Annotated in this window: 10 protein-coding genes; 2 read left to right on the plus strand and 8 right to left on the minus strand. The window is 48.3% G+C overall.

The window, feature by feature from the left end; all coding sequences use genetic code 11:
* Positions 1-123: 123 nt before the first annotated feature.
* Positions 124-1,971 carry a glycoside hydrolase family 15 protein gene (locus LX69_RS11765; protein WP_111446253.1) on the plus strand — a complete coding sequence of 616 codons (1,848 nt, stop codon included), beginning with the start codon at positions 124-126 and terminating at the stop codon, positions 1,969-1,971.
* Positions 1,972-1,978: 7 nt separating this feature from the next.
* On the opposite strand, the gene LX69_RS11770 is transcribed toward LX69_RS11765, so the two are convergent.
* The 4 genes from LX69_RS11770 to LX69_RS11785 form a co-directional block, all read right to left on the minus strand.
* Positions 1,979-2,725 carry a LytR/AlgR family response regulator transcription factor gene (locus tag LX69_RS11770; RefSeq protein ID WP_111446254.1) on the minus strand — a complete coding sequence of 249 codons (747 nt, stop codon included), beginning with the start codon at positions 2,723-2,725 and terminating at the stop codon, positions 1,979-1,981.
* Between the two features lie 17 nt (positions 2,726-2,742).
* Complete coding sequence (locus LX69_RS11775; protein WP_111446255.1) at positions 2,743-3,795, minus strand: sensor histidine kinase; 1,053 nt, start codon at positions 3,793-3,795, stop codon at positions 2,743-2,745.
* A gap of 19 nt (positions 3,796-3,814) precedes the next feature.
* A complete protein-coding gene (locus tag LX69_RS11780; protein ID WP_170124362.1) occupies positions 3,815-6,202 on the minus strand; it encodes a TonB-dependent receptor in 2,388 nt (795 codons plus the stop codon).
* 227 nt (positions 6,203-6,429) lie between these two features.
* A complete protein-coding gene (locus LX69_RS11785; protein ID WP_111446287.1) occupies positions 6,430-7,167 on the minus strand; it encodes a cell division ATP-binding protein FtsE in 738 nt (245 codons plus the stop codon).
* A 791-nt stretch (positions 7,168-7,958) separates the two neighbouring features.
* Here LX69_RS11785 and murB point away from each other — a divergent pair.
* The gene (gene murB, locus LX69_RS11790) at positions 7,959-9,005 is read left to right on the plus strand and encodes a UDP-N-acetylmuramate dehydrogenase (protein ID WP_111446257.1); all 1,047 of its coding nucleotides are present in this window, start codon (positions 7,959-7,961) and stop codon (positions 9,003-9,005) included.
* A gap of 214 nt (positions 9,006-9,219) precedes the next feature.
* Here the strand turns inward: murB and mltG are convergent, their stop codons facing one another.
* From mltG to LX69_RS11810, 4 genes are all read right to left on the minus strand, one after another.
* Positions 9,220-10,293 (minus strand): endolytic transglycosylase MltG, encoded by a 1,074-nt coding sequence (gene mltG, locus LX69_RS11795; protein WP_111446258.1) that lies wholly within the window; start codon positions 10,291-10,293, stop codon positions 9,220-9,222.
* 18 nt (positions 10,294-10,311) lie between these two features.
* On the minus strand, positions 10,312-12,330 hold the full coding sequence (gene uvrB / locus LX69_RS11800) for an excinuclease ABC subunit UvrB (RefSeq protein WP_111446259.1): 2,019 nt from the start codon (positions 12,328-12,330) through the stop codon (positions 10,312-10,314).
* A gap of 66 nt (positions 12,331-12,396) precedes the next feature.
* On the minus strand, positions 12,397-13,203 hold the full coding sequence (locus LX69_RS11805) for a hypothetical protein (protein ID WP_146260723.1): 807 nt from the start codon (positions 13,201-13,203) through the stop codon (positions 12,397-12,399).
* Between the two features lie 267 nt (positions 13,204-13,470).
* Positions 13,471-14,520, minus strand: coding sequence for an aldose epimerase family protein (locus tag LX69_RS11810; RefSeq protein WP_111446261.1), 1,050 nt, complete (start codon positions 14,518-14,520; stop codon positions 13,471-13,473).
* Positions 14,521-14,577 lie beyond the last annotated feature (57 nt).

Below are 14,577 nucleotides of genomic sequence, written 5' to 3' on the forward strand. Positions count from 1 at the left end.
GGTGATTGCTGTTGAGATTTCCCAATATACTAAAAAAATGGCTATATTACCTGAATGTTTAGATGATGATGCCCCCATGTTGTTGACATGTTGACCGTGTGGGCGTATTAAAACGATTAGATTATGAATAACTTACACTATGGCGTGATTGGCAATTGTAAAAGTGCCGCATTGATTTTGAAAAATGGTTCCATCGATTGGTTTTGTGTTCCCAAATTTGACTCCCCATCTATGTTTGCCCGCATTTTAGATGAGAAGAAAGGTGGTTCGTGGGGAATTGATGTGAAAGACCTGAAAACGACTTCGCAACGATATGAATTTCGCACCAATATTCTCATCACGACTTTTGTGTCAGAAACGGGCGTGATTGAAATACATGACTTTATGCCCCGCTATTTGTCCGAAAGCGGTGAGATATATAACCCTTGTGACATTGTGCGTTACATTCGATTGGTGAGTGGTGTTTGTTCCATTCGCGTCAATTTTGATCCCCGAATGGAGTATGCACATCCTCAAACCCATGTCGATGTGCGAACTGATTACATCAAAGCATTTACCATTGGTAAAGAATATGAATCGGTTTATCTCTATACCGATCTTCCCAAACAAGATGTTGTAAATGGGAATTGGATTGATATCAATGAGGATCGTTTCATGTTGTTATGTTATAATCAAAAATTGTTGCGTCAGGATATTCAACGCACCAATTTAAAACTGCAACGCACCAAGGTTTATTGGTTAAATTGGGCTGAGCGTACCACGCGTTACAAGTTCTTCACCGAAGAAATCATTCGCAGTGCCTTGGTGTTAAAAATGCTCAGTTACGATAAAACCGGAGCTATTTTAGCTGCTTTAACCACCTCCTTGCCCGAGACCGTTGGCGAAGAACGCAACTGGGATTACCGTTTTTGTTGGATACGCGATGCCTCCATGGTGATTCGCATCATGTCGCAATTGGGGCATGTGAAGATGGCTCAAAAATATTTGCGTTACATCATTGGGTTATTGCCCGAGAAAGGGCATAAAATGCAAATCATGTACGGCATTGATGGCGAACGCAAATTGACCGAAAAAACGCTGTCACATTTGAGCGGGTACGCTAATTCACGGCCGGTCAGGGTGGGAAATGCGGCTTATCATCAAAAGCAGAACGATATTTATGGCATCCTCATGGATGTGATTCATCAGCATTTCAAGTTATATACCACCACGTTGGAGTTTGGGGAAGATTTGTGGACTGTGGTGCGCAGCATCATGCGAACGGTGTCAAAAAACTGGCAAAAACCCGACCGTGGCATCTGGGAGTTACGCAATGAGAACCGTCATTTTGTGTTTAGCAAGGTGCTTTGTTGGATGGCGGCCGATAGGGGCGTGAAGATTGCCGAAATTCTCAATCAACCCCGGTATATTGAGCGTTGGACGTTGTTGCGTGAGGAGATTCGGAACGATATTCTTCGCAACGGGTGGAGCGAATCGCGTCAGTCGTTCACGCAGGCTTATGGCTTTGAGGATATGGATGCTTCGTTGTTGTTGATGGAGACTTATGGTTTCTTACCGGCTTCTGATGAACGGTTTCGGAAAACGGTTGAGGCCATTGCCGAGGATTTGTCGAACAATGGTTTGTTATATCGCTATAAAAATAAGGATGACTTTGGGTTGCCTCAGTCAGCATTTACCATTTGCACCTTTTGGCTCATCAATGCCTTGTTTAAAATTGGAAAGCACGATGATGCCCGCCGCCGTTTTGTGCAACTGCTAAAGTCGGGGAATCACCTTGGCCTTTTCAGCGAAGATTTGGACTTTAAAACCCGTCGATTGCTGGGTAACTTTCCGCAGGCATATTCGCATCTGGCCTTGATTGAAACGGCTGTCACGGTATCGGGCATCGAGATGGGCGAAGATGAAAAGATTCTTTCGTCTTTGATGAGCGACGAAACGACGTCGTTGAGTCATGCCCAAACGGGCGTCTGAGGTCGTTTTATCGGTTCAGCCACTCTTTAAACCCCGGCGTGTTGTTAAAACTCACAAACACATCCTGGTTAAATGGTGGTCGGATGGTCAGTTTGATGCGGCTTTTGGAGGCGTGGTACATGGTGTCGATGGCCTCGATGTGAATGATCATTTGACGGTTGATACGATAAAAGTGCCGGGGATTGAGCATGCCTTCCAGTTTGTCGAGTGTGAAGTCGACATCGTAGGTTTTGCCTTCAAAGGTGGTGAAGAACACATTGCCATCGGTGGTGAAGAAGTGGGAAATGTCACTGCATTTCACCGTCACCATTTTTTGCCCCACATACACCACCAATCGTTCGCGATATTCGGTGCGTTGGGTGAGGGTGGCAATGAGCGCTTCATAATCAATGGGCGATGAATGAGTGGTGCGTTGATATTTATCCATGGCACCTTTCAGCGCTTGCTCGTCGATGGGCTTCAGCAGGTAATCAATGCTGTTGACTTTAAATGCTTTGATGGCATACTGGTCGTAGGCGGTGGTGAAGATGACGGGCGTGTTGACCTGAGTTTGCTCAAAGATGCTGAACGAGATGCCATCCGATAGTTGAATGTCGCAAAATATCAGCTGCGGTGTGTTGTTTTTCAGCCAGGAAACCGCCTCGCGCACCGATTCGATTTTGGCCACGATGTGCGCCTCCGGAATCAGCTTTTGTATCATTTCGGCCAGGTTGTTGGCCGCCAGCGCTTCGTCTTCTATGATGAGGATGTTCATGTGTTTTGGGGTGTTGATTATTCGTCCAGCAGCGGAATGTGTGCTTCGAATTGATTGCCATTCAGTGCAAAGGTGCAGGGCAAATCGCTCAGGTGCTCATAGCGTTGAATGATATTTTTCTGTCCAATGCCATTGGAGGGCTCCAGGGTTGTGCGTAATCGCAACGTGTTGGTGATCACCAGGTGGGTGTCGCTGCTGCGGATAGTGATGTTCAGTGGGTGAGCGGTGGAGATTTCGTTGTGTTTGATGGCGTTTTCGATGATGAGTTGAAGTGCCAGCGGAACCACATAGCGATTGCGCGTTTCGTCATTCAAATGAATGTGCAATTGCAGATTCTCCCCAAACCGGATGGTTTGCAAAAAATGGTACGACTGTAAAAACGCCAGTTCATCGGCCAACGGAACCACCAGTTTTTCGTTCACATCGAGCACATAGCGATAGATTTTCGAAAACTTGTCTACAAATTCAATGGCTTTGTCGGGCGACATGCGAATCAGTGATGCCAGCGAGTTCAGGCTGTTGAACAGGAAGTGCGGGTTCACCTGGTTTTTCAATGCCGCGTATTGGGTTTCGGCAATCTCCCGACGGAGTTGTTCGGTTTCAATTTTCGATTTCATCCACTCCCGAAACAGGTATTGCCCTTCGTGCACAGCTACCGACATGCTGTTGATGATGATGGAAATGGTGGCAATTTGGAACCAGATGGCAGTTAGTGAGTTTTCAAAATCATCCATCTGTTCTTTGCCAAAAGTGAAAATAAACAGGCTAAACACAAGGGAGCTACCCGCCACGCTAATCATGTTGGTGCTCACCAGTTCAATGAATACCCGTTTGGATTTACTCTTGTGCCAGGGATAGCGCGTGTTTAAAATTAGTTTTGAAAACAGCATCACTGCCGATGCGTTCAGGACGGTTGCTAGTAGCGAGAACACGATGTTGATGACAATAATGTTCGCGTGTATGTCACAGCGATATGACAGGTTCCCAATGACAAAATACAACGGGATGAGCGTGCATGTCATCAGGCACAGAATGAAAATCCATTTGAGGTGTTTGATGGTTGTGTTCATGGTGCGATGGGCGGTAAAATTAAAAAGTTATCCGGTATTGCATCATGGGGAAGAATCCCAATTGATAGTTTTCCACCACTTGATTCTTGGATTGACTATAACTTTCGTTGAGCACGTTTTTGTGGTCGGTGAGGTTCTCAAAATAGAGTTGCCACTCCTGTGTGATGTTGTTTTTGTTGATTTTGTAGCTGATTTTAAAGTCGGTTTTAAAGAAATCGGGGTGTCGGGTTTCAAACGCCTGGCTTTCGTCGTACTCGGTTTCGCCGGTTTGACGTGAGCGCCCCTCGTCAATGGGGATGCGGCGTTTTCCGCCGGCCATGGTCACTTTCACATCCAGCGACAGCGCTTGGGTGGGGCTCAGCTTAAATTCTTTGCCGCCCAACAGGTTCACCACATAGTTGCCGTTGAAAGCGGTGTTTCGCGTCACTGCGTCGCTTCCCCGGTAGGTCGATTCAAACAGTGAGGCGGTTACCAAATAGTAGTAGCCGTGGTTCAGAAAGTGTTCCAGTGTGAGCTCCAATCCGTAGTTGTTACCGGTTCCCCGGTTCACCAGGCTGTCTTCGGCTTCGATGCCCCAGTGCGCGCCGCCGTTGATTAGGCTGAAATACGACGGGGCAGTTTCAACGGGCACATCATATAACCATTGGTAATACACCTCTGTTTTGATGCGCATGTGATGGTTGATGTTCCAGTCATGGCCGGCCACCATCTGGTGCGACTTGGTGAAATCGAGGTGCTTGTTGGTTTCAATGGCTTGCCCGTTGGCCATGAGGGTTTTTAAATAGTACACCGACAGGGGATGGGTTTTGGCGTGCATGCCATAGCCCACGTTGATTTTTCGTGATGGGGCATATTGCCACGATGCGCCCAAGCGTGGCTCTATGGCCGTGTGATGGCTCAGGGTGTGGTGCAGCAGGTTCACCCCGGGTGTGATGCTGATGTTGTGACCCATTTTGCTGATGAATTGCGCATAACTCCGCAATAGGTAACCGCCTTGACCCAATGGTTTGCCGGTGTTGAGTCGCTCTTTCAGCCCGTGGATGTCATCGTCCCAGGTTTGGGTGTACATGTCGTAGCCCATTTGGTCGATGCTGATGCCGGCTTTGCTCGAGAGCGAGGCACTGAATTTAGTGCCGGTGGTGAAAGCGGCGCTCAGTCGGTATTCCGAAATGTCGTGGGTCACCGTGCGGGTTTTGTGGCCCTGTATGTCCAGCGTGTCGATGTCGGTGCCTCCGTTTTGATAGAGTGCCGACAGGGTGACTTTCGCGTAGGTTTTTGGGGTGAGGTAGTGCAAGTAGCTGATGCCGGTGGCGCCCATCTTTGAGCGGTTGTCCAAGTCCTGACCGTCGTTGCTGTACAGGTCGCGGTCGGCTTGCTTGCTGTCGAGCATCAGGATGCTGCTTTTGCCGCCCAACCCAAACATCGACACCTCGCCTTTGCGGGTGGGGAAGTGGAGTTTGAAGGTCACATCCTGATAATAGGGAATGCCCGACGTGCCCATGTTGAACCCTATTTTGTCGAACACCGCCAGAGTGGAATAACGATAGTTGACCAGGTACGAACTTTTGCCCGCCCGGCTGATGGGGCCTTCGCTGCCGCCTTCAAAGCCGTTGAAGCCTATTTGGAACAGGTGCTCGTACTGTTCGTTGTTGCCGTTGCGCATGCGCAGATCAAAGACTCCCGAGAGGGCGTTGCCATATTCGGCCGGGAAGGCACCCGTGAAAAAGTCAGAGTTGCGCAGCACATTGTTGTTGAGCATCCCAACCGGGCCGCCCGTGGTGCCGTTTTCGGCAAAGTGGTTGGGGTTGGGGATGTCCACGTCATCGAGCCGCCAAAGGAGCCCTTGTGGGGAATTGCCGCGTATAATAATGTCGTTGCGTGAATCGTTGGCAAACGACACCCCTGCAAAGTTGGAGGCCATGCGCGCCACGTCGCCGCGACTGCCGGCATATTTCTCGGTCTCCTCCACGGTAAACGATCGGGCACTGATGAGCGCCATGTCGTTGATGGCCGATGTTTTGGGCTTGGAGGCCTTCACCGTTACCTCGCCAACGTTTTGGGTGCTTTCTTCCATCTCGATGTTGAGCAGCAGTTCCTTCCCCGATGTCAGCTCCAGGTTTTTTAAAACTACGGGTTGATACCCCAGAAAGTTGATTTCGAGGTTCACGCGTCCCACGCTGATGTTGGTGAGTTTAAACCACCCGTCACCGCTGCTGGTGGTTCCGATGGGTGGGGTGGATCCGGGTACCACCACCGTGGCGCCGGGCAGGGGTTGGCGGTTGGCTTTGTCGATGATTTGTCCCCGGATGGTTTGGGTTTGCTGTGCCATCAGCGGCATCGACAAACTGATCATCCATAAGATAACGTAACTCATTTTCAATCGGGCGAAGGGTGTTGTGCGTTTCATGTGAAAAGGGATTGATTTGAGTGCAAACATATCGGTCAGGGGGGAATGCCGAAACTCAAATCCCCTCAGTGGGTGAATGGCGGTGGTGAACGGGTGATTGGAGCCCTCGAATGACTGAGTGCCTCACCAAACCTCCACTAAACCTTCAAGGTCTCAAAGACCTTGAAGGTTTAAAATGACTAAAATATCCCACAAAAAAAACTCCCTTGTGGGGAGTCTTTTGATAATTAGATGTCCAGTTCTATTTCTTCCTGCCCGGTTTCCACCAGGCGGGCGTTTTCGCATTTGAGCGTGCGCCCGGGATAGCGTTTGATGAGATTGTGGTTGTGTGTGGCCATGATCACCGATCGTCCCTCTTCGCGAATCATGTGCAGCAGTTTCATCAGTTCGTCGGATGTCTCGGGGTCGAGGTTGCCGGTGGGTTCGTCGGCCAATATCAGTTCGGGTTCGTTGAGCAGGGCTCGGGCAATGGCAATGCGTTGTTGTTCGCCTCCCGAGAGCTGGTGTGGCATTTTGTACCCTTTGTGAACCATGTCGACCCGCGCCAGCACATCACGTATGCGCTTGTCCATCTCCTTTTTGTGTTTCCATCCCGTTGCCTGAAGTACAAACAGCAGGTTGTCGTACACCGATCGATCCATCAGCAATTGAAAATCCTGAAACACAATGCCCATCTTGCGTCGCAGGTAGGGGATTTCCTTTTTCTTAATTTTCTGCAAATGAAACCCCGAAACGTTGGCTTCGCCTTCGGCCAATGTTAGGTCGGCATACAGCGTTTTGAGCAGGCTCGATTTGCCGCTGCCCACTTTCCCAATAATGTACACAAATTCGCCTTTCTGAATTTTCAGGTTCACGTCTTTGAGCACCACGTTGTCTTCCTGGCGAATGAGCAGGTTGTGCAACGACACGACGGGTTCGTTGCTGTCGGCTGTATTATGGCTTGATGTTTGGCTGGTTTCGGTCATGTGGTGATGTGTCTGTGGTTTGATGACGACAAAGATGGGCAAAAAAACTTTTTGAGGGCAAAACATTGCTCCTTATTAATCGATGTTGAATCAATGTCGTTGAGGGAAGCCTTGAAAGGGCGATAAACAGTAGCGTAGGGCATCGCCCTATGATGAATGTAAACTCAATTTTAGAGACCTGATGGGGCGTAAGCCTAAGCTCTTCAAGGCTTGAGCTCTTAAGTAGGGCTTTGCCCAACTCTAATGCTGGCGCCCCATTGGGGCTTAATTAAACGACATTGAAGGTGGTTTGTGTTTTTTACTCAGTGTCTACTTTATAACTTTTTTGAGTTATCTGCTTTCTTATTTAAACGCAAAATGTTACAGATTAACTCAGCGCCTTCGCGCCTCTGCGTTTATTTTAACTACTATATAACTCTTTTACCGAGTGGTACTGTGGCTTTTTCTCCTCACTGGTTCTCATCTTATCTCACTGCAACTCAGCGTCAGTTCTTAGTTCGTTAAGTTGAGGAAGATGATTAAATGCTGAGTTATCTGCTTTCATATTTAAACGCAATGTACATAATAACCCAACTCAGCGCCTTCGCGCCTCTGCGTTTATTGAAAACTCAGTTTAATAAACCATTACTTCACAGAGTGAGCACAGATTGAGACACAGCGTTCCGCAATCTCATTCGCTGACGATTTCTTATTTTAACGAAGCGACATTGCTTTATGAATGGCCTCGATGAGCCTTCGTGTCGGGTGGATGTGCTCATTTGTGTATCTTTGGCGCAAAATTATCAACACGCATGAACGTTTCCATCCTCCATCAGGTTCCTCTAAAACCGCTCCACACATTTGGCATCGATGTCAATGCCCACTCTTATTTCGAATTTTCTGACGTCAGCCAGCTTACAGCCCTCATTCGTTCCGGCGCATTGCAGGGTGTCGAGCCATTGGTACTGGGCGGGGGGAGCAACTTTTTGCCGGTGGCCGATGTCGCAGCGCTGGTCATTCATCCGGTCAACAAGGGCATTCGCATCATCTCCCAGACCGATGAGGCCGTTTGGGTGGAGGCGGCTGCCGGCGAGGTGTGGGACGATTTGGTAGCCTGGGCCGTGCAGATGGGCTTTTATGGGCTCGAAAACCTCTCGCTGATTCCTGGTCACGTGGGGGCTGCTCCGGTGCAAAATGTGGGTGCCTACGGGGTTGAAGCGGGCGATGCCATTCATCAGGTGCACGCCATTGACCTTCGCGATGGTTCTGAGCTCCTGTTTTCGCAGCACGAATGCCGATTTGGGTATCGCGACAGCATCTTTAAATCCGACCGTTATCGCAATCAACTGGTGGTGACTCGGGTGATGTTTCGTTTGTCGAAGTTGCCGGTGTTTCATCTTCAATATGGCAACCTCAGTGAGGAAGTGGCCAGGATGGGCGAGGTCACCCTGTCTAACGTGCGACAAGCCGTTATGGCCATTCGTATGGCCAAGTTGCCCGACCCCGCTGTGACGGGCAATGCCGGCAGCTTTTTTAAAAATCCCGTGGTCGATATCTCCCTAGCCGATCGCTTAAAGATGCAATATCCCCACATGCCCGTTTACCCGGTCGACGATCGGCACGTGAAGCTTCCGGCTGGATGGCTCATCGATACCGCCGGATGGAAGGGGGTTGTGATGGGGCAGGCCGGCGTGCACCCGCTTCAGGCGCTCGTGCTCATCAATCGTGGTCAGGCCACCGGCCGTGAAATTGTGGCATTGGCTCATGCCATTGAGCAGGATGTGTTGGCCAAGTTTGGCGTGCATCTCGAAAAAGAGGTCAACATCATTGGCGATGCGTCCAATGATGCTGTGCTGTAAGTAAATCAACTTCTTACTAATTCCTTTCTTTTGTATCAATGAGTCGAACCGAGGCGTTCGATTCGTGCGAAAGGGGGCTTGCGTGTCGTCGATCACGAGGCTGTTCAACGATCGATCACGAGGCTGATCGATGGTCTGTCACGAGGCTGGTAGACCATCTACCACGAAACCGGGTGTATGTGTCGGAGGTGAGCGTTGATCAAATGTCAGCGAGTTACCGCCAGATGTTCCGTTCTTTAAGTGCCTTGCGATATTTGGCCGCGTTGACATTGTGCTGAGCCAATGATTTGGCAAAATTGTGATAGCCCGAAAAATCCTCCCGCGCACACATGTACAAATAGTCGTGTTGTTGGGCGTTCAACACGGCATCGATGGCAGTGATGGAAGGGATGCGAATGGGGCCGGGAGGCAGTCCCACATACTTATAGGTGTTGTAGGGGGAGTCAATTTCCAGGTCTTTGTGCAGGATGCGCTTGATGGTGAAGTCGCCCAGGGCAAATTTGACCGTCGGGTCGGCCTGTAGCAGCATTCTTTTCTTTAACCGATTGAGATACAATCCGGCGACAATGGGTTTTTCGTCGTTTTTTTGGGTCTCCTCGTCAACAATCGAGGCCAATGTGCTGATTTCATCGGGTGTGAGTTGGGTGCGCTGCGCCTGTTGGGTGCGTTGCTCGCTCCAAAAGCGTCGATACTCCTTGTGCATCCGTTCTACAAATCCTTTGGCGTCGGTGTTCCAGTACAGCTCGTAACTGTTGGGGATAAAGCGTGCCAGAGCCGTTTGGCTGGTGGCATCGTATTGCTTGAGGTAGTCGTTGTCGTGCAGTAATTTCACCAGCTCGGCCGAATCGGTCATCAGCTTTTGCGACACCACATGGGCCAAATCGGCCTTGGTGCGAATGTTGGTGAAGGTCAGCTTCACGGGCGACTGTTTGCCTGCCCGCAGTGCCGACACCAGTTCGTAGTTGCTCATGCCCGTCCGCACCCGGTAGCGCCCTCCTTTGATCAGCGAAGGGTATTTCATCAGTTGGGCAACTTTATGAAACGAAGGGGTGCTTTTCAATATCTTTTCCCGTTGCAAAAGCGCCATCACTTCGTCAAATTCAGCGCCATTGGGAATGTAAATGTAATGCGCTTCGGTACCTGGGGTGATGATGTTCGATGCGAAAAACCACCTGTAGTAGCGATATCCGACCCCTAATGCGGTCAGTGCCACAATGCCGGTCAATGCCATGATGACCATCCATTTGCGCGATGGTCGAAACGATTGGGATCTTCTTCTCAATGCCATAATTCTAGGGTGGTTTGGTTATGCTTTGCTTTTTAATAGTTCCTGTAGTCGGTACATTTCGTCGCGATGTTGTGCGGCCGAAAGGAAATCAAGTTCTTTGGCGGCTGCCTGCATGGCGGCTTTGGTCGCTTCAATGGCTTTTTTCAAGGCTTCTTTGCTCATGTATCCTACGACGGGATCGGCTGCCACATCGGCTTTCTCGTCTTTCTCAACATAGCTGTGACGTCCGGTTTTCTCTTCTATCACTTCGCCAAATATACGGTTTTGCTGCTTGATGATTTGCTGCGGCGTGATGTGGTTTTCTGCATTGTAAGCAAGCTGCTTGGCTCGTCGTCGTTCGGTCGAGTCGATGGTGGCTTGCATCGATTGGGTGATTTTGTCGGCATACATAATCACCAGCCCGTTGATGTTCCTGGCCGCACGCCCCGCCGTTTGTGTGAGCGAACGTTCCGACCTCAGGAAGCCTTCCTTGTCGGCGTCCAGGATGGCCACCAGCGATACCTCCGGCAAGTCTAGCCCTTCGCGCAGCAGGTTCACGCCCACCAACACGTCAAACTTCCCGTTACGCAGGTTTTCCATAATGGTGATGCGATCCATGGTATCCACGTCTGAGTGGATGTATTCGCAAAGGATGTTGATCCGTTGCAGGTATTTGGTCAGCTCCTCGGCCATCCGCTTGGTGAGGGTGGTCACCAGGATGCGTTCTTTCTTCTCGATGCGCTTTTTAATCTCTCCAATCAGATCGTCAATTTGGTTCAGGCTGGGGCGCACTTCAATGGGCGGGTCCAGGAGTCCTGTGGGGCGAATGACTTGTTCCACCAGCACGCCTTCACTTTTGGCCAATTCATAATCGGCAGGGGTGGCACTCACAAATATCATCTGATGGATGATCTCTTCAAACTCCTCGAATTTTAGCGGGCGATTGTCCATGGCCGCGGGCAGGCGGAAACCGTATTCAACCAGGTTGATTTTTCGCGCCCGGTCGCCGCCGTACATGGCACGTATTTGTGGAATGGTCACGTGGCTTTCGTCCACCACCATCAAAAAGTCTTTGGGGAAATAATCAATCAAACAAAACGGCCGTGATCCCTCTTTGCGGCCATCAAAATAGCGCGAATAGTTTTCGATGCCCGGGCAATATCCCAGTTCCTTAATCATTTCAAGGTCGTAGCTGACTCTGTCCTCCAGTCGTTTGGCCTCGAGGCTTTTGCCCACATCCCTGAGGAAAGCAGTCTGTATCACCAAATCATCCTGTATTTGCCGAATCCCGTCATGAATGCGCTCCTTGGACGTCACGAAAATGTTGGCCGGGTAAATCAGGGCATGATCATGTTTGTCGAGCGTGATGTTGTTGACGGGGTCAAAGGTCTCGATGGTTTCTATCTCGTCGCCCCAAAAAATGATGCGATAGGCATGGTCAGTATAGGCCAGGTATATCTCAATGGTATCGCCCTTGACTCTGAAGTTGCCTCTGCTAAACTCCACCTCATTTCGCGAGTAGAGCGCATCGACCAGCATTCTCAAAAACTGATTCCGCGCAATGATCTGCCCTTGTTTGATGCGCACCACACCGGCGTGAAAGTCATCCGGGTTGCCAATGCCATAAATGCACGATACCGACGAAACCACAATCACATCCCGACGCCCCGAGAGCAGCGCTGAAGTGGCACTTAGCCTGAGTTTTTCAATCTCATCATTGATGGCCAAATCCTTTTCAATATAGGTGTCGGTGACGGGTAGATAGGCTTCGGGTTGATAATAGTCGTAGTACGACACAAAGTACTCAACGGCGTTGTTGGGGAAGAAATTTTTAAACTCTCCATACAGCTGAGCCGCTAATGTTTTGTTGTGACTCAAAACCAATGTCGGACGTTGCACCTGTTCAATGACATTGGCGATGGTGAATGTTTTACCCGATCCTGTGACGCCCAGCAGAGTCTGGAATTTTGTTCCGGAACCAATGCCCGCTGCAAGTTCTTTGATGGCATTGGGTTGATCCCCTGTGGGGGAGTATTCTGAAATGATTTTAAAATCCATTGTAGATATTGTGTCCTCACAAAGTTACAAAAAAAGCCCCCTGAAAAGGGAGCTTCTTTGTGATTATTAACGTCGCCGTGGTTTTGGGCGTTGTGGTAATTTTCTCTTGGTTCCACCGCTTCGCATCTGTGCTTTTCTGATTTTAAGATAAGCTTTACGCGTATACTTGGGCTCGTTTTTCCATCGGCTCGGGTTGAGCGTGATGTCTAAACCAACATTTGCAGTGTAATAAAAGTCTCCGGCATCAGTTGGGTGAATGTTACCTACATTATCATCCCACTCTTTGTGGCCGTCCAATTCATCTGACAATGGCTTGTTTGCTATTAATTCTAGTTTAAATGAAAATAATGAATTATAGTAATAAGTTAAACCTCCACCCAACGAAAACAGTGGCGTTACCCCTGATTTTTTATGCCAAACCTGATCTAATCGTGGTTGTCCGTAATTAGGATGTGTTGTTTGAAATTCACCGGCACCTTCACCATATCTCTCTGTGGCATTAAAGTAATTAATGCCAATCTGCCCTATCAAATAAGGATTAAAAGAGCGTTGACGAAAATAACCTAAGGTGTGATCAAGTGGACGATAGGTTGCACCTAAGCTAAATTCTGTATAAAAGTTAGAGAAATAAGCATACACCTGATCTTGACCATTTAATTGCTTCCCTGCCATGCGCCCACCCATGAAGCTGACCCTTGCATTGAGAAAGGTCGTCATTTCGCGTTCAGCTGCAACTCCTAACGTAAAACTCGTCCTTGATTTATCCACCAAGTCACCATAAAATACGTTGACGCCCCCTAGGGGAACGATGTGTAAACCTTCAGAAATATCAAATTTCTTTCTCCTGTATTGTGAAAAAGAAGGTATTGACATCACTGTCAGGAGTAGAATTATGAATGTTGATTTCGTGTTGAAATGCATTGTAGTCTTTTACGTCCGTTAGGTTTTTACGGGATGTGGTAGATTAGGTTCAAATTTTTTACAATTCCAAACCATTTGCAAATATTGCAAAAGAAATCATATTTGAAAAATATTTTTTTCTTCGCATGCCCGCTTTTTGGTCAAATTATGAATTATCCTGCTGAAAGAACAATTTTTGGGGGTCGATGTTCGCTTCTGTGGATATATTCAGAAGGTGTGTTATACTAATGAAAATTTATATACCGTGGTTTGATGATATTTTTCCCCTGAGTGTAATAAAGTTGACGGAAATTCAGGCTGATTAGGGCTGTCGGGATAATGTTGTGCTTCGAGACAGAATCCGAAACGTTCATTAAAAATGGTATTGCCTCGCTTAAAGGTGCCATCAAGGTAATTGCCTGTATAGAGCTGAACGGCGGGTTCTGTGGTGTACATCTCTAATTTACGCCCCGATTTCTCGTCAATGGCAATGGCGCCAATGCGTAAGTCACCAGCAGTGCCGTTAATGATATAATTGTGGTCATAGCCACGACCTTGAACTTCGCTGATTCTGTCACCAATTGCTTTTGGTTCTGTGAAATCCATGGCTGAACCCTTTACGGTTAGAATTTTTCCGGTGGGAATGGCTGAATCATCTACTTCTGTATAGCAATCTGCAAAAAGTTGCAATTGATGGCTTTCAACATTTTCGTTACACCCATTCAGGTTGAAATACGCGTGGTTGGTAAAATTGACGTGGGTGGTTTTATCTGTTGTTGCTTGGTATTCGATGACCAACTCATTTTGCTCCGTGAGGGTGTAGGTGACCATTAAATGGAGGTTGCCGGGATAACCTTCTTCCATGTCGGGGCTAAAAATCTCAAGATTGATGCCCACCTTACCAGGCATTTGGAATGCTGTGGCCTCCCAGTTTTTACGATGATATCCCTGGATGCCTCCGTGCAAATGGTTCTCTCCATTGTTGATGGCAAATTGATAATTTTGACCTCCCAACGTAAATTTCCCTTTGGCAATTCGGTTCGCATATCGTCCAATTAATGCTCCCAAATATGGACATCCTTCTAAATACTGTTGCGACAGATAATCATCAAGTTTATCGAATCCTAATGTGATTTCTTCCCGCTTTCCATTCTTGTCGGGCATCAGAATGCTGGTGATGATACCACCATAAGTGCTGATTTTAACCTCGATGCCTCCCGGATTTGAGAGGGTGTATAATGAAACAGGTTGATTTTGATATGTCCCCCAATTTTCGTGTTTGATATGCATTGTGTATCTATTTATCAATGAATTTGCAGCAAATTTATGAAAAAATCTAAATTTGTC

Origin of the sequence: Breznakibacter xylanolyticus, assembly GCF_003254275.1 — a bacterium.
Taxonomy (GTDB): Bacteria; Bacteroidota; Bacteroidia; order Bacteroidales; family Marinilabiliaceae; genus Breznakibacter; species Breznakibacter xylanolyticus.